This is a genomic window from Ferrimonas gelatinilytica, assembly GCF_039544205.1.
Lineage (GTDB): Bacteria > Pseudomonadota > Gammaproteobacteria > Enterobacterales > Shewanellaceae > Ferrimonas > Ferrimonas gelatinilytica.
The window spans coordinates 290,165-310,975 of record NZ_BAABLF010000005.1 but is presented as its reverse complement, the minus strand read 5'-3'; the positions used below and the strand labels follow the sequence as shown (position 1 = coordinate 310,975).

Annotated in this window: 19 protein-coding genes; 11 read left to right on the top strand and 8 right to left on the bottom strand. The window is 58.6% G+C overall.

The window, feature by feature from the left end:
- The first annotated feature begins 89 nt into the window (after window positions 1-89).
- The 4 genes from zwf to ABD997_RS03740 are packed head-to-tail and all read left to right on the top strand — an operon-like array spanning window position 90 to window position 4,717.
- Window positions 90-1,562: a glucose-6-phosphate dehydrogenase gene (zwf, locus tag ABD997_RS03755; RefSeq protein WP_345315675.1), complete on the top strand. Its 1,473-nt coding sequence runs from the start codon at window positions 90-92 to the stop codon at window positions 1,560-1,562.
- 3 nt (window positions 1,563-1,565) lie between these two features.
- Window positions 1,566-2,255: a 6-phosphogluconolactonase gene (gene pgl / locus ABD997_RS03750; RefSeq protein ID WP_345315674.1), complete on the top strand. Its 690-nt coding sequence runs from the start codon at window positions 1,566-1,568 to the stop codon at window positions 2,253-2,255.
- A 2-nt stretch (window positions 2,256-2,257) separates the two neighbouring features.
- Window positions 2,258-4,063 (top strand): phosphogluconate dehydratase, encoded by a 1,806-nt coding sequence (edd, locus tag ABD997_RS03745; RefSeq protein WP_345315908.1) that lies wholly within the window; start codon window positions 2,258-2,260, stop codon window positions 4,061-4,063.
- Between the two features lie 6 nt (window positions 4,064-4,069).
- The gene (locus ABD997_RS03740) at window positions 4,070-4,717 is read left to right on the top strand and encodes a bifunctional 4-hydroxy-2-oxoglutarate aldolase/2-dehydro-3-deoxy-phosphogluconate aldolase (protein WP_345315673.1); all 648 of its coding nucleotides are present in this window, start codon (window positions 4,070-4,072) and stop codon (window positions 4,715-4,717) included.
- A 153-nt stretch (window positions 4,718-4,870) separates the two neighbouring features.
- On the opposite strand, the gene gap is transcribed toward ABD997_RS03740, so the two are convergent.
- Window positions 4,871-5,881, bottom strand: coding sequence for a type I glyceraldehyde-3-phosphate dehydrogenase (gene gap, locus ABD997_RS03735; protein WP_345315672.1), 1,011 nt, complete (start codon window positions 5,879-5,881; stop codon window positions 4,871-4,873).
- A 363-nt stretch (window positions 5,882-6,244) separates the two neighbouring features.
- Between gap and ABD997_RS03730 the strand changes: the two genes are divergently transcribed.
- The 5 genes from ABD997_RS03730 (at window position 6,245) to ABD997_RS03710 (ending at window position 9,356) form a co-directional block, all read left to right on the top strand.
- A complete protein-coding gene (locus tag ABD997_RS03730; protein WP_345315671.1) occupies window positions 6,245-6,505 on the top strand; it encodes a hypothetical protein in 261 nt (86 codons plus the stop codon).
- 167 nt (window positions 6,506-6,672) lie between these two features.
- Window positions 6,673-8,097: a glyceraldehyde-3-phosphate dehydrogenase gene (locus ABD997_RS03725; RefSeq protein WP_345315670.1), complete on the top strand. Its 1,425-nt coding sequence runs from the start codon at window positions 6,673-6,675 to the stop codon at window positions 8,095-8,097.
- Between the two features lie 95 nt (window positions 8,098-8,192).
- The gene (locus tag ABD997_RS03720; RefSeq protein ID WP_345315669.1) at window positions 8,193-8,690 is read left to right on the top strand and encodes a TlpA family protein disulfide reductase; all 498 of its coding nucleotides are present in this window, start codon (window positions 8,193-8,195) and stop codon (window positions 8,688-8,690) included.
- 70 nt (window positions 8,691-8,760) lie between these two features.
- Window positions 8,761-9,084, top strand: a complete 324-nt coding sequence (locus tag ABD997_RS03715) for a zinc ribbon domain-containing protein (RefSeq protein ID WP_345315668.1) — start codon at window positions 8,761-8,763, stop codon at window positions 9,082-9,084.
- The gene (locus ABD997_RS03710) at window positions 9,084-9,356 is read left to right on the top strand and encodes a YeaC family protein (RefSeq protein WP_345315667.1); all 273 of its coding nucleotides are present in this window, start codon (window positions 9,084-9,086) and stop codon (window positions 9,354-9,356) included. Before ABD997_RS03715 ends, ABD997_RS03710 begins: the two co-directional genes overlap by 1 nt.
- 62 nt (window positions 9,357-9,418) lie before the next feature.
- On the opposite strand, the gene ansA is transcribed toward ABD997_RS03710, so the two are convergent.
- Both ansA and sppA read right to left on the bottom strand, forming a co-directional pair.
- Entirely contained in the window at window positions 9,419-10,438 is a 1,020-nt protein-coding gene (gene ansA / locus ABD997_RS03705) for an asparaginase (protein WP_345315666.1), read from the bottom strand.
- 104 nt (window positions 10,439-10,542) lie between these two features.
- Window positions 10,543-12,375, bottom strand: a complete 1,833-nt coding sequence (gene sppA, locus ABD997_RS03700) for a signal peptide peptidase SppA (RefSeq protein WP_345315665.1) — start codon at window positions 12,373-12,375, stop codon at window positions 10,543-10,545.
- 152 nt (window positions 12,376-12,527) lie between these two features.
- Here sppA and ABD997_RS03695 point away from each other — a divergent pair, with 152 nt between their 5' ends.
- Window positions 12,528-14,546 (top strand): oxidoreductase, encoded by a 2,019-nt coding sequence (locus tag ABD997_RS03695; RefSeq protein WP_345315664.1) that lies wholly within the window; start codon window positions 12,528-12,530, stop codon window positions 14,544-14,546.
- A gap of 333 nt (window positions 14,547-14,879) precedes the next feature.
- Window positions 14,880-15,365: a hypothetical protein gene (locus tag ABD997_RS03690; protein ID WP_345315663.1), complete on the top strand. Its 486-nt coding sequence runs from the start codon at window positions 14,880-14,882 to the stop codon at window positions 15,363-15,365.
- A gap of 6 nt (window positions 15,366-15,371) precedes the next feature.
- Here the strand turns inward: ABD997_RS03690 and ABD997_RS03685 are convergent, their stop codons facing one another.
- The 5 genes from ABD997_RS03685 to ubiG form a co-directional block, all read right to left on the bottom strand.
- Complete coding sequence (locus ABD997_RS03685; protein WP_345315662.1) at window positions 15,372-15,740, bottom strand: 2Fe-2S iron-sulfur cluster-binding protein; 369 nt, start codon at window positions 15,738-15,740, stop codon at window positions 15,372-15,374.
- Complete coding sequence (gene nrdB, locus ABD997_RS03680) at window positions 15,623-16,759, bottom strand: class Ia ribonucleoside-diphosphate reductase subunit beta (protein WP_345315661.1); 1,137 nt, start codon at window positions 16,757-16,759, stop codon at window positions 15,623-15,625. The genes ABD997_RS03685 and nrdB overlap by 118 nt, the downstream gene beginning before the upstream one ends.
- Before the next feature lie 8 nt (window positions 16,760-16,767).
- Window positions 16,768-19,050 carry a class 1a ribonucleoside-diphosphate reductase subunit alpha gene (gene nrdA / locus ABD997_RS03675; RefSeq protein WP_345315660.1) on the bottom strand — a complete coding sequence of 761 codons (2,283 nt, stop codon included), beginning with the start codon at window positions 19,048-19,050 and terminating at the stop codon, window positions 16,768-16,770.
- Window positions 19,051-19,415: 365 nt separating this feature from the next.
- Complete coding sequence (locus ABD997_RS03670) at window positions 19,416-20,087, bottom strand: HAD family hydrolase (protein ID WP_345315659.1); 672 nt, start codon at window positions 20,085-20,087, stop codon at window positions 19,416-19,418.
- Window positions 20,084-20,800 (bottom strand): bifunctional 2-polyprenyl-6-hydroxyphenol methylase/3-demethylubiquinol 3-O-methyltransferase UbiG, encoded by a 717-nt coding sequence (gene ubiG / locus ABD997_RS03665; protein WP_345315658.1) that lies wholly within the window; start codon window positions 20,798-20,800, stop codon window positions 20,084-20,086. The genes ABD997_RS03670 and ubiG overlap by 4 nt, the downstream gene beginning before the upstream one ends.
- Between the last annotated feature and the right edge of the window lie 11 nt (window positions 20,801-20,811).

The window sequence follows — 20,811 nt, the reverse complement described above, 5'->3', positions numbered from 1 at the left end:
CCTTTCGGCCTTGCATTGGTGGCTAAATTTCATTTAAATGTAGCTAAATTACAAATGGGTGCGGAAGACACCCGGATAAGGAGATGGACGTGGCTGTTAACAGAGATTCATCGGTCAATTCTTGCGACTTCGTTCTGTTTGGCACCCTGGGGGACCTGGCTCGACGCAAGTTGTTGCCCGCCATGTATCAGCTGGATCGTGCAGGCTTATTGCATGAGGATACCCGCATCGTCGGGGTGGCCCGTTCCGCCATGAGTCAGCAGGAGTTCCTGGATGCGGTGCAAACTGCACTGAACACCTTCGTCAAGGAGTCCCTTGAACCCGATGTGCTATCCCGTTACCTGTCCCGCCTGACCTACTACAGCACCGATTTTACCGACCCTTCTGGTTTTGCCGACCTCAAGAATCACCTCGCCCCGGGCAGCGTGATGGTGAACTACTTCGCAACCCCCCCCTCCATCTATGGCGCCATCGGTAAATGTCTCAAAGAAAATGAATTGATCCAGCCCGATACCCGGGTGGTGTTGGAAAAACCGATCGGCAACGACCTGGCTTCTTCCAAGGTGATCAACGATCAGGTGGCGGAGTACTTCGAAGAGAACCAGATCTACCGGATTGACCACTACCTCGGGAAGGAGACGGTGCAGAACCTGGTGGCCCTGCGCTTTGCCAACTCTCTCTTCGCCTCCAAATGGGATAACCGGACCATCGACCACGTGCAGATCACCGTGGCGGAGGAGGTTGGGATCGAGGGGCGTTGGGGTTACTTCGATGGCGCCGGGCAGATGCGCGATATGATCCAGAACCACCTGCTGCAGGTTCTCTCTCTGGTGGCGATGGATCCGCCGGTGAACCTGGACGCCGACTCGATTCGTGATGAGAAGGTCAAGGTACTCAAGTCGCTTCGACCCATCGATCACACCAATGTGTATGAGAACAGCGTCCGTGGACAGTACGCCCGTGGTTTCCTGCGGGGCGAGTCTGTTCCTGGATACCTGGAGGAGGAGGGCGCCAATACTGAGTCCGATTGTGAGACTTTCGTGGCCCTTCGGGTGGATATCGATAACTGGCGTTGGGCGGGGGTACCTTTCTACCTGCGTTCCGGTAAGCGGATGCCGACCAAGCACTCCGAGATCGTGGTGCAGTTTAAAAACCCGCCCCACAACCTCTACAAGGATCTCTACAAGGAGTTGCCGCCGAACAAGCTGACCATCCGGTTGCAGCCCCATGAAGGGGTTGAGATCCAGGTGATGAACAAGGTGCCGGGGCTGGACTCCAGCACCCGCCTGCAAACCAGCAAGCTCGATCTTTCCTTTTCCGACACCTTTAAAAATGCCCGCATCGCCGACGCTTATGAGCGCCTGTTGCTGGAGTGCATGCTTGGTAACCAGTCCCTGTTTGTCCGTCGGGACGAAGTGGAGCAGGCCTGGACCTGGTGCGACTCCATTATCGAGGCGTGGCAACGCTCCAACGAGCCGCCGAAACGTTACCCGGCCGGCAGCTGGGGGCCGGTAGCCTCGGTGGCGATGATTACCCGGGACGGCCGGGCCTGGGAGGAGTAACCGATGACAGCCCATATGCATAGCTTCACCAGTGCGCAGTCACTGGTTTCCACCTTCGCAGATACCCTCTGCGCTCAGCTTCGTGAAGCGATTGAGCAGCGGGGTTCGGCGTCACTGATGGTTTCCGGAGGCAGCACGCCCCTGCCGCTGTTCAAAACCTTGAGTCACGCTGAGCTCGACTGGAGCAAGGTGACCATCTCATTGGTGGATGAGCGCTGGGTACCCGGTGACCACGCGGACGCCAATGACCGCCTGGTTCGGGAACACCTGCTGCAAAACCATGCCGCCAAGGCAAACTACCTTTCTCCCTACACCGGGGATGAAACGCCGGAGCAGGGGCTAAGCGGCGCGAAAGAGCGGCTATCTTCGATGGCGCAGCCCTTCGATGTGGTGATCCTGGGGATGGGTGGGGATGGCCATACGGCATCCCTATTTCCCTGTTGCGATCAATTGGAGCAGGGTTTTACCACTGACGAACTTCTGCTCGCGACCCACCCCACCAAGGCCCCGCATGCCAGGATCTCCCTGTCACTGAAGGCGATCCTGGCAGCACGGCATCTCTACCTGCACATCTCAGGGCAAGGAAAAAAAGCGGTACTGGACCAGGCACTCGCCGGATCCGATCCCTACGAGTTGCCTATCCGCGCTGTTTTGCAGCAAGCCCATGTTGACGTTTACTGGAGCGAAGCGTAATGCTGAACCCGACCATCAAGGCGGTCACCGACCGTATCATCGAGCGCAGTCGTGAGACCCGCGCAGAATACCTGGCCAACATGGACGCACAGGCGTCCAAGGGCGTTGTTCGAGGCACGCTGGGCTGCTCCAACCTGGCCCATGGCTTTGCCGCCTGTGGGCAGCAGGATAAAGCGGATCTCAAGGCACTGAATAAGTCCAACATCGGCATTATTACTGCTTATAACGACATGCTTTCCGCCCACCAGCCCTACGCGACCTATCCGGAGCAGATCAAACAAGCCTGCCGGGAAGTGGGGTCCGTGGCTCAGGTGGCGGGCGGTGTTCCTGCGATGTGTGACGGGGTGACTCAGGGCCAGCCAGGCATGGAGTTGTCCCTGCTGTCCCGCGAGGTGATCGCCATGGCCACGGCGGTGGGGCTGTCCCATGCCATGTTCGACGGTACCCTGCAACTGGGTGTCTGCGACAAAATTATTCCCGGCATGGTAATGGGCGCACTGCAGTTTGGCCATCTTCCGACGGTCCTGGTGCCCGCCGGCCCGATGCCATCGGGGATCCCCAATAAACAGAAAGCACGCGTTCGCCAGGACTTTGCCCAGGGCAAGGTGGGCGAAGCGGCCCTGCTCGAGGCGGAGTCCGCCTCCTACCACAGTCCCGGGACCTGCACCTTTTACGGTACTGCCAATTCCAACCAGTTGGTGGTCGAGGCGATGGGTCTTCAACTGCCCGGTTCCTCCTTTGTTCCGCCCTCCGGCAACCTACGCGAGGCACTGACCGATGCGGCGGCGCAGCAGGTCTGCCGCAATGCACAGAACCACACCGCTCGCATGGCGGATATCTATTCCGAAAAGTCAGTGGTTAACGGGATTGTGGCGTTGCTCTCCACCGGCGGTTCCACCAACCTGACCATGCACCTGGTGGCGATGGCACGGGCCGCAGGCATTATTGTTACCTGGGAAGATTTCGCCGAACTCTCCGCTGCGACACCGCTGCTGGCTCGCGTCTACCCCAATGGTCACGCCGACATCAACCACTTCCACCAGGCCGGGGGGATGGCATTCCTGATGGCTCAACTGCGTAAGGGGGGTCTGGTTCATGAGGATGTGCTGACCATTGTCGGAGAGGGGCTGTCGCTCTACACCCAGGTGCCCACCATGAAGGAGGGCAAGCTGGTCTGGGTTGAGGGGCCGCAGCACTCTGGCGATGAAGAGGTGTTGCGTCCCATCGAGAACCCCTTCCAAAGCACTGGCGGGCTCGAATTGCTGCAGGGTAACCTGGGCAGCGCAGTGATGAAGGTCTCCTCGGTCCAGCCACAACACCGGGTCATCGAGGCACCGGCGGTGGTACTGGAGTCCCAGTATGAGCTTGAGCCGCTGTTCAAGGCTGGTGAGTTGGATCGTGATTGCGTGGTGGTTGTTCGCCACCAGGGGCCCAAGGCGAACGGGATGCCGGAGCTGCACAAGCTGACGCCCCCGCTGGCGGTGCTGCTTGACCGAGGTTACAAGGTTGCGCTGGTGACCGATGGGCGGATGTCCGGTGCCTCGGGGAAAGTCCCCGCAGCCATCCACCTGACCCCGGAGGCACTCGATGGTGGCCTGATCGCGAAGATCCAGACCGGCGATCGGGTTCGCTTGGATGCTGAGAAGGGGGAGTTGAGCCTGCTGGTGGATGTGCAAACGTTGGCGCAGCGTCCGCTGCCCGAGGTGGATCTCAGTGCCAACGATACCGGTTGTGGCCGCGATCTCTTCACCCGTTTCCGTACCATGCTGGGGCGTCCTGATATCGGTGCCTCTGCGGTAATCAAATAAGGATCTGTGATGACTAACCAATGGAAGATGCAGCCCGCCGAGGTGTTTGCACGTTCGAAAGTGGTTCCGGTAATGGTGATCCATAAGCTCGAGGATGCCATCCCGCTGGCCAAGGCGCTGGTCGCCGGTGGGATCCAGATCCTGGAGGTGACTCTGCGTACCGACTGTGCCATCGAGGCGATCCGCGCAATCCGCGATGCGGTGCCCGAAGCCCTGGTGGGCGCCGGTACCGTGCTGAATGCGGACCAGTTGGATCGGGTCATTGAAGCGGGTGCCCAGTTTGCTATCTCCCCCGGCGCCACTCCGGCGCTGCTCCTGGCTGCCAATGAGCGCTCGATTCCGCTGATCCCCGGTGTGGGTTCGGTCTCCGATGCTATGCAGGCGCTGGAGCTGGGTTATGACCACCTCAAGTTCTTCCCGGCCGAAGCTAATGGCGGGGTGAAGGCGCTGCAGTCAATCCTGGGGCCGCTGCCGCAACTGACCTTCTGTCCAACCGGGGGGATTGGTTTGCACAACTATCGCGATTACCTTGCCATTCCCCAGGTCAAAGCCTGCGGTGGCTCCTGGATTGCCCCCACGGACGCCATAGAGCAGGGTGACTGGGACCGTATTACCCAGCTGTCACGGGAAGCCCTGGAGGGGGTTTCTGAATAACGCACAGGATCATCGATACAGTAAAAAGCGCCCTCTGGGCGCTTTTTCTTTCTCCCGCCGAAGCCGATCTTAAGGAGCTTATCGCTGGGAAAAGCTGGGCTGGATACAAAAAAGCACCGCCCGAGGCGATGCCTTTGTACCTTAAGGCGAACGTTACTTGGCGTTCATCAGGGCAACGGCGTTATCCAACATGCGGTTGGAGAAGCCCCACTCGTTATCGTACCAGGCCATCACCTTGACCAAGCGGCCGCTGACGCGGGTTTGGGTGGCATCAAAGGTGGAGGAGGCGGGGCAGTGGTTAAAGTCGGAGGAGACCAGCGGCTCGTGGTTAACATGCAGCACCTCTGCCAGCACGGGATCGGCCGCAACCGCCTTTTCGATCACCTGATTGATCTCGTCGACGCTGGTCTCTTTTTTGGCAATAAAGGAGAGGTCGACTAGGGAGACATTGAGGGTGGGCACCCGCACAGCTCCGCCATCGAGCTTACCGGCCAGTTCCGGGATCACCAGACCAACCGCCGCCGCGGCGCCGGTCTTGGTGGGGATCATGTTGGCCGCAGCAGCGCGGGCACGACGCAGATCGGAGTGATACACATCGGAGAGGCGCTGGTCGTTGGTGTAGGCGTGGACCGTAGTCATCAGGCCGCTCTCGATACCGACGGTATCGTGCAGTGCCTTGGCAAAGGGTGCGAGGCAGTTGGTGGTGCAGGAGGCGTTGGAGATCACCGTCATATCTGCGGAGAGGATATCCTGGTTGACACCATAAACTACGGTGGCGTCCACCTCTTTGCCCGGTGCCGAGATGATCACTTTCTTAGCACCCGCATCGAGGTGCGCAGACGCTTTCTCTTTGGTGGTGAAGATCCCGGTACATTCGAATACCACATCGACATTCAGTTCGGACCAGGGCAGGGCAGCAGGGTTGCGCTCGGAGAAGGTTTTGATCAGATCTCCGTTGATCTTAATCCCGCCCTCTACCTGTTCGACCTCGGCATTGAAGCGGCCGTGTACGGTATCGTACTTGGTCAAGTGGGCGTTGATGGCGGCATCACCGAGGTCATTAATGGCCACAATCTGGATCGGATAGTTTTTGGGGCTCTCGTACAGGGCACGGACAATGTTACGACCGATGCGACCGTAACCGTTAATGGCAACCTTAATCATCCTGAAAGTCCTACTTTGGGTTAGCGATTCGATTATGTAGTAAAGTTACAATAACTTGGCCGCTGCGCAAAGGCTGAGAGGAGAAAATATTGGTAAACCAACCTAAAAAAGGTGCGCCGGCCTATGCGCTACAACTCTAGTACAGCTTAGAGCGCGGCGTGATCTACCGGCGGTGTAAATTTCCCGTTATTGACCCCGCTGGTTAGCGCGTTCCGCTCACAAATTGACCAAACGAATTGAAAGTCACTTACAGCTTTCGCAGCAAACTGGATGCCGTCGGCGCCAGCCGCTGTCGCAGATTCGACACCTCGCAGCGGATGCCCATCGGTGATTATCCCGTTGTAAAGCTCACTGCGAGCAAAGATGGAGCGCGTTGACCAGTGTGGCACCCTTTTAGGTGGCGATGCCTATCTGTCAGCCAGCACCCAAGAAGCGGGCTTCTGGGATTCGTTTGGCGTACCGATGGAGACAAGCCCTGAGTCCGGTCCGTTTGCTACCGTTGCGGGCTGGAAACCGCTTGGGGTAGGGAGGATAGATGAGACGTTCCTTGGCAAAGCGGGTTGTATCGAGGCTGCTTGCGTGGTGTCGAATTACCACATGCTGGCGCCAATTAAGGGTAAATGAGTTATTTAGCAACATCTTGCGTTTTGCCATTGCATGGCAGAGTACGCCGGTTGTTTGTAGAATAGCGGCGCAATAACGGGCCTCGACGTCCAGACGTCGACGATCCTAACTCCTCTACTGACACCCTGTATCTGCCCTCCATTGGGGCATCTTTTAGGAAAATCGTAATGACCGCGGATAAGTACCTTCATAGTTGGCAGGAACGTTTTGAGTTGGCCGAAGCCATGCAGCCACTGCTGGGGAAGCTGTATCGGAACCAAGGAGTGGAGGTGCTGATCTACGGTCGTCCACTGCTTAATGCATCGACCATCGAGATCACCAAAGCGCACCGCCTGGTCATGAAGTACGAAGGCGATAAGTTGCGTCTTCGGGAGAGCTTTCCCTTCCTGCAGGCCTTGTCCAATCTGAACGTGAAACATGCCCGTGTCGACATTGGCAAGCTGGCGGTGAACTACTGGCGTAACCACAGTGACGACAGCGAAGTGGAAGCCTACATGGCAGAGCAGTTGGCGCCCGCGGTCGACAAAGAGTTGGCCCCCCGTGACGTCGTGCTTTACGGCTTTGGTCGCATCGGCCGCCTGTTGGCGCGCCTGCTTATTGAGCGCACCGGTGTGTCTAATACCCTGCGCCTGCGCGCCATTGTCGTTCGTGGTGGCCGTGAGGGTGACCTGGAGAAGCGCGCCAGCTTACTGCGTCGTGACTCCATTCACGGGCCCTTCAATGGCTCCATTGAGGTAGACGCAGAGAACAATGCCCTGATCGCCAACGGCACTTACATCCAGGTGATCTACGCCAACAGCCCCGAAGAGGTGGATTACACCCAGTACGGTATCGAGAATGCCCTGGTGGTGGACAACACCGGGATCTGGAGCGATGAAGCGGGCCTGGGTCAGCACCTGAAGTCCAAGGGCGCCGCCAAGGTGCTGTTGACTGCGCCGGCCAAAGGGGAGATCAAGAACATCGTGTACGGTGTCAACGATGACATGATCCTGGAAGAGGACAGCATCCTCTCTGCCGCTTCCTGTACCACCAATGCCATCACGCCGGTGCTGAAGAGTGTCTATGACAAGTTCGGTATCACCAGCGGTCACGTAGAGACGGTACACTCCTACACCAATGATCAGAACCTGATCGACAACTACCACAAAGCCGACCGCCGAGGCCGCAGCGCGCCCCTGAACATGGTGATCACCTCCACCGGGGCAGCCAAGGCCGTTGCCAAGGCGTTCCCTCAACTGCAGGGTAAGCTGACGGGTAACGCCATCCGGGTTCCGACTCCAAACGTCTCCATGGCGATCATGAACCTGAACCTCGGCAAAAGTACCACCCGGGACGAGATGAACGAGCACCTGCGTAACACGGCGCTGTTCTCTGAGCTGCAAAACCAGATCGACTACACCGCCTCCACCGAGATCGTGTCCACGGATCTGGTCGGTAGCCGCTTTGCCGGCATCGTCGACTCCCAGGCGACCATTGTGGAAGGGGATCGTGCCGTCCTGTACGTCTGGTACGACAACGAGTTTGGCTACAGCTGCCAGGTTGTCCAGGTGATGCAGAAGATGCTGGGCGTTAACGCCCTGTCGCTGCCCTGATAATCAGTGAAAGGTTTAGGCCGGCCCAATGTGGCCGGCCTTTTCTTTTGCTGCACGCTTGGGCATGCTCTAATGCTTTTGATAGGCGAGGTACCATGCGAACGCTTTTACTCTCCGGGGTGCGCTATGCTGGCCTGATCATCCTGGTTTTTTGGCTTGCCGGTTGGTGGCGATCCCAGGGGATGGTAGCGGTCGGAACGACGTTGATGCCCGTTGAGGTTCAGGATCTTCAAGGCCGATGGCAGCCGTTACCGGAATCCGGCCAGGCACAACTGCTCTATCTTTTTGCCCCCTGGTGCACGATATGCGATCTGACCATCGACGGCATCAATGACCTGCAACAGGCCAATTCCAGCATCCGGCCGGTGGCGCTCAGTTACGACTCCGTCGGCGAAGTTCGGGAATTTGTCGGCCCACACGCCGATCCTCGTGGGATCCTCCTCGGGACGAGCGCCCTGGGGCGGGAACTCAAGGTGCAGGCGTTCCCCAGCTACCTGGTGGTTGACGGCTCAGGCGTGGTGGTGGCACGGCGCAGTGGGTACATGCCCGGTTGGCTGCTTCGTCTCTATTTACACTGGTATGGTGTGATCTGACCCGGAAATTTTGCCGTGTTTCGCGGACATCAGTATATTGTCGGGCAACACCATCAACATGGAGTGCCCAATGGCGTTGATCCACTGTGCCGGGTGCGGCAAACGCATCTCGGATAAAGCCCCTACATGCCCCCACTGCCAGTACGCCCGGGACTCGGATCCCGAGGTCGCTGAGCGGGCCGGGCGGATCCGAGCGATCCGGCATAATCAGACCCTGATGACCCACAGCTTTATCGCCTTGCTGCTGTTTGTGGGCGGTTTCGCACTCTGGTGGTGGGGCGGGGAAGCTGCCGAGGGGTGGCGTGAGCCAGTAGGAACCGGTGCCATGGCGCTGGGTTTCGTCTTCTACCTGGTGACCCGGGTGCGCATCATTCTGGCGAGAAGGAGAGCCTAATGGATTGGAACAAGATGGTCGACAGCCTGACCCCGGAGATGGCTGCCCGGTTGCAACAGGGTGTGGAACTGGGCAAGTGGGAAGATGGTACGCCGTTGACCGAACAGCAGCGTGAAAGTGCGATGCAGGCGCTGATCCTCTGGCAGGCGCGCTTCGGGCAGCAGACGCAGCACCTGACTGTGGGTGCCGACGGCCGGATAAACCACCTTTCGAAGCAGGAGTTAAAGCGCCAGTTTCAGGAGCAACACCTGGCGACGCTCAAACCCCAGTAACAACAAAGCTAACTCGCTTGCGCCGCGGGCAGCTCGGAGACCGCGGCATCCCGACGTCTCGCTTATTGGCTCAGCTCCCCCCGAAGAGGCTGCTGCATCAGTTGCTGGCGCTCTTTGAAGCTCAGGGGGCGTGAGAGCAGGTAGTGCAGCTTGGCCAGGGCCGCCTCAATGGTCATATCGTAGCCGGAGATCACCCCTACCCGTGACAGGGCGTTGCCGGTGGCATAACCGGCCATATTCACCTTCCCCTGCAGGCACTGCGTCAGGTTGACCACCAGTATCTCCCTGTCCTGCGCCTCCTTTAGCAGCGACAGCAGATCCTCCCTCTGTGGCGCATTGCCGACCCCGTAAGATTGTAAAATCAATGCCTTAACCGGTTGTTGCAGCATATTGGCGATCACCTCGATGCTGATCCCCGGATAGAGGGTAACCACGCCGATGGGCTGGGGTGTGATGGGATGCACCTGCAAGGTTCGGCCGGGTTGTGGCGCCATGTATTCCGGCCCCAGCTTGATGGCGATCCCTGCTTCGAGCAGGGGCGCCATGTTGGGGCTGTCAAAGGCGGCGAAGCCATCGGCGTGTACCTTAGTGCTTCGGTTGCCCCTCAGTAGCACGTTATTGAAGAACAGGCAGACTTCGGCAATAGGGTAGTTGGCGGCGATGTAGAGGGCGTTCAGCAGGTTCTGTTGGCCATCGCTGCGCAGTTGCGCCAGGGGGATCTGCGAGCCGGTCACGATCACCGGTTTGTTCAACCCCTCCAACATGAAGGAGAGTGCCGATGCGGTAAACGCCATGGTGTCGGTACCGTGGAGAATAACGAAACCATCAAACTCATCGTAGTGGCACTGGATGTCATCGGCGATGAGCTGCCAGTCCGCCGGACTCATGTTGGAGGAGTCGATCAGCTGCTCATACTCATGAAGTTCGAACTCGGGCATCTCAGGGCGATGAAACTCCGGGTTGGCGCGGACGCTATCGGTCAAAAAGCCCGCTACCGGCGCGTAACCATGCTCGGTCCGCTGCATGCCGATGGTGCCGCCGGTGTAGGCGATATAGATCCGTTTACGATGCTCAGTTTGCATTGAGGGGTGACCAAACCGTGGAAAGATGGCGGGATTATAGCGAGGGACCTAATAAATGAAAGCCCGGCAGGACGCCGGGCTTGGGAATACGTGGTCAGTGCCGATCAGAGCGTCGCCTGACACTCCAGACAGAGCAGGTAGAGGTGTTGCGGGTCATCCAGTTGAAGCTGCTGCGTCAGTGGTGCCAGCAGCCGACGTCCCAGGCGGGAGAGGGCATTGGACTGCGGTTGGGGCAGCCAGCTTTGAGCCTGCCCCATCAGGGTTTGCAGCAGCTGCTGTTCCGGTGTCAACTCAGGCGCGACAATTCGGTACTCGGGATGGTCCACGTTGGCCAGTTCAGCGGCGCTGGCGATGGCATCATCCAGATCCCCGAGCTGGTCTACCAGCCCCAGCGCCTTTGCCGATTGGCCGCTCCAGATCCGCCCCTGGGCGACCTCATCGACCGCCTCCGGGCTCATGCCCCGAGCATCGGCGACCAGCTGAATGAACTCACGGTAGCCCTTGTTCATGTTCATCTGCAAAATGGTTTTGAAGCTGTCCGGCAGCGGCCTCAGGACGCTCAACCCCGCCATCTCCTTGGTGCCGACCCCATCCATGCCGATCCCCAGGGCATCGGCGGCATCTTCGAAGGTGGTGATCAGGCTGATGATCCCGATGGAGCCCGTGATGGTGTTGGGCTGGGCATAGATCCGGTCCGCGTTTGCGGCGATCCAGTAACCGCCGGAGGCGGCCACGCTACCCATGGAAGCGACCACGGGTTTGCCGGCCTGCTGTAGAGCCAACAGCTCCTGTCGGATCTGTTCTGAGGCGAAGGCGCTCCCGCCACCACTGTCGATGCGCAGGACGACGGCTTTGATCTGGTCATTCAGACGGGCTTCCCGGATCAAGCGGGCGGTGCTAACCCCACCGATACTGCCGGAGGGCTGCTCCCCGTTGAGGATGGTGCCTTTGGCTACGATCACGCCGATGGGGGCGGTGCTTTTATCGGTCAGGACAGGTTTGACCCGGGTCAGGTAGGTGGTGAGCCCCACCATCTTGGGCTGATTCGGCTCAACGGTAGAGTGCCCGAAGCGGGACAAGAGGTCATCGCGCATCTGCACGTCGGTGTAGAGCTTGTCCACCAGCCCGGATCGCAGCGCCAACTGGGCAAAGTCGCCCTGCACGGATTCCAGCGCCTGTGCTAACTCGTTGAGATCGCGGTTAAGCACCTCAGGATCTATACCACGGTTGTCGACGATAACGCCGGTAAAGCGCTGCCAAAGATCGGTCAGAAGTTCCTGGTTGGCCTCGCGTGCGGGGTCCGACATGCCGGTTTCGGTGAAGGACTCCGCAAAGGACTTGTATTTTCCGACCCGGAACAGGTGGGTGTGGATCTTCAGTTTATCCAGGGCTTCTTTGTAATAGAGACGGTAGATCCCAAGTCCCTCGATGGTCACCATGCCACCGGGATTGAGCTGGATCTCGTCGGCAAAACTGGCGAGGTAGTAGTTTTTTTGGTCGAGCCAACCTGCCTGCATGATGATCGGCTTGCCGCTGCCTTTAAAGTCAGCCAGGGCCTGACCGATGTCATCCAGCTTGGTCAGACCGGCCACCAGATCACCGGGACGCAGCACCAGACCGCTGATCCTGTCATCCTTTGCGGCTTGCTCGATGGCAAAAAGGACGTCGGAAAGCAGGATCTCCTTCGGCGCATCCTGGTCTGCGGTCAGCATCTCAAAGGGGTCCAACTCCTGCTTTTGCTCCACCAGTACACCATCAAGACGCAGCACCAGTGCCGAGCCGGACTCCAGGGGGATGGTGTCACTGTCGCTGAACAGCACCAGGAGGCCACCGAGGACGAGGAAGAACAGGAGGTTCACTACCAGCAGGCGAACGCCGTTGAGCAAGGAGCCCAACAGTTTGAAGAAACGGACAATAAGAGAAGGTTGCTTAGCCATGGAGATCCATCGGTTTCTGAGTCTGTTCAACATGCTATCGCACACGGAGGGATCTAGGGAGGGGCAATTGTAACCCTTTTTATCTCTGGTCCGGCTTGAGGTTGATGCGCGGTCAAAGTAGGCTAGGAAAAAATTCAAACAGGTGTTTAAGGATGAGCAGCGTGTACCCCAAGATGTTGGCGCCACTGGACCTGGGTTTTACCCAGTTAAAGAACCGAGTCCTAATGGGCTCGATGCATACAGGATTGGAAGAGGAGAAGGGCGGTTTCGAAAAACTCGCTGCCTTCTACGCAGAGCGTGCGAAGGGCGGCGTTGGCCTGATTGTGACCGGCGGTATCGCGCCGAACTTTCGTGGGCGCCTCAACCCCCATGCCAGTCAGCTTTCCTTTGGTTGGCAGGTGAACAAGCATCGGATAGTGACCGATGCGGTGCATCAGGCTGGCGGTAAGATCTGCATGCAGATCCTGCACGCCGGTCGCTATGGCTACCATCCCTTCTCGGTGGCCCCTAGTGCTATCAAGGCACCGATCTCACCGTTTAAGCCCAAGGCACTGAGCATCAAGGGGATCCGCAAGACCATCAACGATTACGCTCAGTCGGCCAAGCTGGCACAGCGTGCCGGTTACGATGGCATCGAGATCATGGGTTCAGAAGGGTACTTCCTGAACCAGTTCCTCTGCCGGGCAACGAACCACCGTACCGACCAATATGGCGGCAGCCTTGAGAACCGCGCCCGTATCGTCCGCGAACTGCTGAGTGCCGTTCGCGAGGCTGTGGGCAAGGAGTTCATCATCATCTTCCGTTTGTCGATGCTCGATCTGGTCGAGGGGGGTAACGATTGGGAGGAGGTGGTTCAGCTGGCCAAATGGCTGGAAGAGGGTGGTGTCACCATCATCAATACCGGTATTGGCTGGCATGAGGCACGGATCCCCACCATCGCCACCAGCGTTCCTCGCGCTGCCTTTAGTGGGGTGACTCAGCGGTTACGTCAGGAGGTGTCGGTCCCTCTGGTAGCGACCAATCGGATCAACACGCCGGATGTGGCGGAGCAGATTCTCCAGGACGGCCAGGCCGATCTGGTGTCCATGGCCCGGCCGATGCTCGCGGATCCGCATTTTGTTCGCAAAGCCGCCGAGGGCAAGCCTGAGCAGATCAATGTCTGTATCGGCTGTAACCAGGGCTGCCTGGACCACATCTTTAAGGCCCAGCGTGCCACCTGCCTGGTGAATCCGATGGCCTGCTATGAAACGGAGTTGACCCTGACCCCCACCGACAGCAGCAAGCGGGTTGCGGTGGTAGGAGCCGGACCTTCCGGCATGGCCAGCGCCTGCTTTGCCGCCGAGCGCGGTTTCAAGGTCACCCTGTTTGAGCAACGGCAAGAGTTGGGGGGGCAGTTCAACCTGGCCGCACAGATCCCCGGCAAAGAGGAGTTCAAGGAGACCCTGGCGTACTTCCGTCATCGTCTCGACCAGCTTGGCGTCGAGGTCCGGCTGGGCTGTGAGGCGACTTTGGAGGAGCTTAGCGCGTTCGATCATCGACTGCTGGCGACCGGCGTGGTGCCACGGGTTCCCCAGTTCCCCGGCAGTGACCGTGCGGTCACCTATCAGCAGGTGCTGCGCGGCGAAGTGGAGGTCGGGTCGAAGGTGGCGCTTATCGGCGCCGGTGGCATCGGTTTCGATATGGCGGAGTTCTTGTCCGAGCCCCATGAATCACCGACGCTCCATCCGGTGCAGTGGCGTGCCCAGTGGGGGGTTGATCTGGACTATCAGCAGAATGCGGGCCTGACCGAGCGACACAGCAGTGCCTTTGAGTCTGCGCGTGATATCTACCTGCTCCAGCGTAAGACCACGAAGCCGGGCGCTGGCCTGGGTAAGACCACCGGCTGGATCCACCGTACGGTGCTGAAGGATCGTAAGGTCAAGATGCTCACCGGGGTCCAGTATGAGCGCTTCGACGATCAGGGCCTGCACCTTAAGATCAACGAGGAGGCTCAGTGCCTGCCGGTTGATACCGTAGTGCTCTGTGCCGGTCAGGAGTCGAACCGTGGCTTGGCGGGCATGCTGGATCAGCAGGGTGTCAGCTACCAGTTGGTGGGCGGAGCGGATGTGGCCGCTGAGCTTGATGCCAAGCGGGCGATCCGCCAGGCTGCAGAGATCGTGGCAGCGCTCTAAGGCCGGCCCAATGAAAAAGGGCTTCGCACCTTGGTGCGAAGCCCTTTTTTGCGTTTCAACGCCCCTGTTCGGGCGCCAGCGCATCGGTTTCGGCGCGGATGGCGCTGCCCTGAGTGGCTTCGGCATCCTAATTCGCAGTCACCATTCATTGCTGACAATATGCCGTATACCATTGATTATTAGCACTTTGTTTGGCATTCAATCCGTTGGCATGGTACAAGGTGCGCGACCGGAATGCGCATGTTTGCCTGAAAGCGACTCAGGCAGTGACCGGATAACGAACAGTAACAGCGGCCTCGGTTAGGCCCCTGAAACATAGAGACGGATCCCACGATGACCGAACAACAGAAACAGCACTACTTTGCGCTTGCCCAGCGCTATAACCGGTTGCAGCGTTGGTTTTCCCGCGTGAGCTTGGAGCCGACAACGGGTTTTGACCGCCTGTGCCGCTGGGGTTTCACGTTGGCGGCTATGAGCGCCGGCTATCTGCTTGGTGAGGCCAATGTTCTGAACACGCTGTTGCTGGGTGCGGGGTTTATTATCACCGTCGAGCTGCTGCTGAAGCTGTTTCGCTTCGTGCTGTCGCGTTATTCCCATCCTCTATATCAGGAGATGCGGGTGGGTTTTCACTTGGCACACGATGCGGGATGGCAGGCGCAGCAGTTTGGGGAGGCGCAGTGTCCTTTTGATCCCGATTGCGAGGAGCAGGCGGCGTACGCCAAGCAATGGCAAACAGGGTATCGGCGGGCGAAAAGCAGGGCATATGAGCTGCAGTACCAGCAGGTGACGCACCTCAAGGCGACTCGTGAGGTGGCTTAGTTCCCCTTAATCTTGCGCCGTGGGCGCCAGCTCCAGGTCGCTGATCGGCGTGCAGCAACAGGGGAGGATTTCACCGGATCGGGTGTAGGCCATCGGCGGCGTGAGATAGCGAACTTCGCCGCTGATCAACTTTGTCTTGCAGGCGCCGCAATAGCCACTGCGGCACTCGCTGTAGTGGCCAAGGGGCGTTAAAGAGGCGAGCAACGGCTCGCCTTCTTGGTGGTCAAAGTGGTCGTGACCTTGGGTGACGCGATGCTTCAAAGTTTGAAACCGATCAGATCGTCGCTGCTGATCTCGTTGTCGATCTGGTTGGTGAGGTAGGAACTGACTTCCACCTCTTGCGGTGCCACCTGTACTGCATCGGACTCCAGCCACTTGCTCATCCAGGGAAGCGGGTTGCTGCGCTTGTCGAAGATGGGGGCCAAGCCGATGCCGGCCATCCGCTCATTGGTGATGAACTCGACGTAATCGCTGATGATCTGCTGGTTCAGTCCCATCATGGAGCCATCTTTAAACAGATATTGGGACCAGGCTTTCTCCTGTTCCGCCGCCCGACGGAAGATCTCGATGGATTCGCTGTGACACTCGAGGGCGATCTCGGCCATCTCAGGGTCGTCCCGGCCATCGGCCATCAGGTTGATCATGTGCTGAGTACCGACCAGATGAAGCTGCTCATCTCGGGCGATAAGGCGGATGATCTTGGCATTCCCCTCCATCCTCTCGCGCTCCGCAAAGGCGAAGGAGCAGGCGAAGGAGACATAGAAGCGCACCGCCTCAAGCACATTGACCGACATCAGGCAAAGGTAGAGCTTCTTTTTCAGATCCCGCAGGGAGAGTGAGACCGTTTCGCCGTTGATCTCGTGCTCACCCACTCCAAACTGCTGATAACGCTGAGTGGCGTGGATCAACTCGTCATAGTAGTGGCTGATGTCCCCGGCGCGCTTGAGGATCTCCTCGTTGACCACGATATCATCAAAGATGACGCCCGGATCCTTAACGATATTCCGGATGATGTGGGTGTAGGAGCGGCTGTGAATGGTCTCGTAGAAGGACCAGGTCTCGATCCAGGTCTCCAACTCCGGCAGAGAAACCAAAGGCAGCAGGGCCACGTTGGGGCTGCGGCCCTGGATGGAATCCAGCAGGGTCTGGTACTTCAGGTTGGAGAGGAAGATGTGCTGCTCGTGTGCAGGAAGCGCATTGAAGTCGATGCGATCCTGGGTTACATCAACCTCCTCCGGTCGCCAGAAGAAAGAGAGTTGCTTCTCGATCAGATCTTCAAAGATGCGGTGGCGCTGCTGATCGTAGCGCGCCACGTTCACCGGGTTGCCAAGGAACATCGGCTCCGCGGTGGCATCGTTTTTGATGCGCGAAAAGGTGCTGTATTGATGGCTCATGATCGCTCCTAGATCTTGCACGCGCCGCCGGCACAATCGTCCTCGGCTTCCGCTTTGACAGTAGTTTGTGAATCGGACTGGCCGTCACGGGTATTCTGATAATACAGGGTCTTGAGGCCATAGCGGTACGCCAGCAGCAGGTCCTTGAGCAGTACCTTCATCGGCATTCGGTTACCCTCGAAACGACCGGGGTCGTAGTTGGTATTGGCCGAGATCGCCTGGTCGACGAACTTCTGCATCAGCCCCACCAGCTGCAGGTAGCCCTCGTTGTTGGGGATGCTCCACAGCAGCTCGTACTCCTTGGCGAGGCTCTCGATCCCGGGGACCACCTGCTTCATGACGCCATCTTTCGAGCCTTTGACGCTGATCAGGCCGCGGGGCGGCTCAATGCCGTTGGTGGCATTGGAGATCTGGCTCGATGTCTCTGAGGGCATCAGGGCGGAGAGAGTCGAGTTGCGCAGGCCGTGCTCGAGAATGTCAGCACGCAAACCCTCCCAGTCCAGATGCAGGGGTTCATCGCAGATCTCATCGAGCGCCTTCTTGTAGGTGTCGATGGGGAGGATCCCCTGGGCGTAGGTCGTTTCATTGAAGGCGGGGCAGGCGCCCTTCTCCTGGGCCAGGCGGTTAGAGGCTTTGAGCAGGTAGTACTGGATCGCCTCGAACGTCTTGTGGGTCAGGTTGTTGGCGCTGCCATCGGAGTAGCGTTTTCCATGCTTGGCCAGGTAGTAGGCAAAGTTGATCACCCCGACGCCCAAGGTACGGCGGTTCATGGTGCTGATCTTTGCCGCCTTGATCGGGTAATCCTGGTAATCCAGCAGGTTGTCCAGTGCGCGAACGGCGAGCTCCGCCAGCTCTTCCAACTCATCAAGGTCGTCGATGGCACCGAGGTTGAAGGCAGAGAGGGTGCACAGGGCGATCTCACCATTCTCATCTTCGGTGTGCAGCAGCGGCTTGGTGGGCAGGGCGATCTCCAGACAGAGGTTGGACTGCTTAATGGGGGCCACCTTGGGATCGAAGGGGCTATGGGTGTTGCAGTGATCCACGTTCTGGATGTAGATGCGTCCGGTACTGGCCCGCTCCTGCATCATTAAGCTGAACAGTTCGACCGCTTTGATGCTCTTCTTGCGAATGCTGGGATCCTGCTCGTACTGGCAGTAGAGACGCTCAAACTCGGCCTGGTCGGCGAAGAAGGCGTCGTACAGCCCGGGTACATCGGAGGGTGAGAACAGCGTAATGTTGCCGCCACTGACGAGGCGTTGATAGAGCGTGTGGTTGATCTGGACCCCGTAATCCATGTGGCGGATCCGATTTGCTTCGGTCCCGCGGTTGTTCTTAAGTACCAGCAGGTCTTCCACCTCCAGGTGCCACATGGGATAGAACAGGGTAGCCGCACCACCCCGCACTCCCCCTTGGGAGCAGGATTTGACAGCAGTCTGGAAGTGCTTGAAGAACGGCAACAGACCGGTGTGGAAGGCCTCGCCACCACGGATGGGACTGCCCAGGGCACGCAGGTTACCGGCGTTGATGCCGATGCCTGCCCGCTGACTGACATACTTGACGATGGACGCGGAGGTCGCGTTGATGGAGTCCAGGCTGTCCCCACACTCGATCAGTACACAGGAGCTGAACTGACGAGTTGGGGTTCGCACACCGCTCATGATCGGGGTAGGCAGGGAGATCTTAAACAGTGACGTGGCGTCGTAGAACCGCTTGACGAACGCCATCCGCGTCGATTTCGGGTAGTGAGCAAACAGGCAGGCGGCAACCAGCATGTAGAGGAACTGAGCGCTTTCATAAACCTCGCCGGTCACCCGGTTCTGCACCAGGTATTTCCCCTCCAGCTGTTTGATCGCCGCATAGGAGAACTTCATATCCCGCCAGTGATCGATGTAGCGGTTCAGCTCGTCGAGCTCCTCGACACTGTAATCCGCGAGGATATGCTGGTCGTAACGGCCCGCCTCGCAGAGTTTCACCACATGGTCGTATAGGTGAGGGGGCTTGAACTGGCCGTAGGCCTTCTTGCGCAGATGGAATACCGCGAGGCGGGCGGCGAGATACTGGTAGTCCGGTGACTCTTCGCTGATCAGATCGGCTGCCGCTTTCACGATGGTTTCATGGATCGCTTCGGTCTCGATGCCATCGTAAAAATGGATATGCGCGGCCAGTTCCACCTGGGAGACCGAGACATTATCCAGGCCATCGGCGGCCCAATAGATCACCCGGTGGATCTTTTCCAGATCGATCGGTTCCTTTCGACCGTTCCGTTTGGTTACGAGAAGGTTACTATTCATTGGCGACGTGCTCTGCCTGTTCCCTGTGAAAGTGAAAAACGGGGTGACCTGTGGCGACGTTTCCGTGGAAAACTGCCGGACGGTACCCCGTTACCCGCGCCCCTTTTGGGCTATCGCAGTAGTGTTGTGTTTGCTGCCGTGCCACAACATGTAGTGCGTCTTGTGATGATGACTACAAGATAGGGCGTTATCCCTCGGGATTCAATAGCCCTCAATGTGGACAGAGTGTGTATAACCGGTGGGTGCTTTTGGCATGTTAGTATCACCTAACCGGCTAAAGTAGAGGCCAGAATGACTTTGTGATGGATTGGTTAAGATCATAAGGGCGCGTAATTTTTTTGACGCCCGGTTTGATTGCGTTTTTTTTATCCCTGAACCAGCGATAAAAGATCGATGAGATCCAGCGGATGATCGGCCGCATGTTGGCCGGGCCATTTTTGGGGTTGATCCTCCGGCCTCAGGTAACCCCATAGCGCCACGGCACCCGCCATACCGGCGCGCTGAGCCGCCTCCATGTCACGCTCTGCATCCCCGACGTAGAGGATCCGATCCGGCGCGATCGCCAACGCCTCAGATGCGGCCCACATAGGTGCGGGGTGCGGCTTGGAATGGGGTAGGGTATCGCCACTGATTTGACACCTGGACCGGGCGAACAGGGGCCATTGAGCCAGCAGGGGATCGGTCAACCACTGAGGTTTGTTGGTGACAATGCCCCAGGGGCATCCCGCGTCGTCCAGCGTGTGGATAAGCGTGTCGATGCCGTCGAACAGCCGGGTCTCGATGCTGATTGCTTCCCGATAGGCCTGAAGCAGAACGCGGCGCATCGGCAGAATGTCCACCGCGTCCAGTCGTGCCCCGAGGGCGGCACCGAGCAAACCGGCGACACCGTGGGAACTGACCTGGCTGGCCAGCAGTGAGCTGATGGGGGGATAGCCGTATTGTGCCAACGCAACATTGGCTGCCCGCCCGAGATCCGGCGCCGTGTCCAGCAGGGTGCCGTCCAGATCGAACAGCACAGCGTCATAGCCCTGGCTCATCTTAGCTCCGGTTTGTAGGCGTGGATCATGTAATTGATCTTGGTGGAGTGGGTCATGTTGAAGGTTTGGGTCAGGGGGTTATAGCGGACCCCGTCGGCGTGGTGCACCACCAGTCCCGCTTCTTCGCACCAGCGGATCAGCTGGGAGGGGCGGAGGTATTTCTCATAATCGTGGGTGCCCTTCGGCAGTACCTTGGCGATCCGCTCGGCACCGACGATGGTAAGCAGGTAAGCCTGCGGAGTCTTGTTGATGGTAGAGAGAAACAGATGGCCACCGGGCTTTACCATCTCGGCACAGGCGGAGACCACGGAGGCCGGGTCGGGTACATGCTCCAGCATCTCCATGCAGGTCACCACATCGTATTTGCCCCGCTCGCCCTGGGCGTGTTGCTCTGCGGTGCTGTGGAGATAATCAATATCCAGGCCACTCTCGAGCGCATGGAGACGGGCGACCTCCAGTGGATCCTCCCCCATATCCAGGCCGGTAACCTTGGCGCCACACTTGGCCATGGCTTCGCTGAGCAGACCACCACCGCAGCCGACATCGACCGCTTTCTTGCCGAAGAGTCCTTCGCTGTGACGCTCTATGTAACCCAGACGAAGCGGATTCATTTTGTGCAACGGGCCGGAGTGGCCTTCAGGATCCCACCAGGTGGCGGCGAGCTGTTCAAATTTGGCGACCTCTTGAGCATCCACATTCTGGGTATTTGTCATTGTTCTTATCT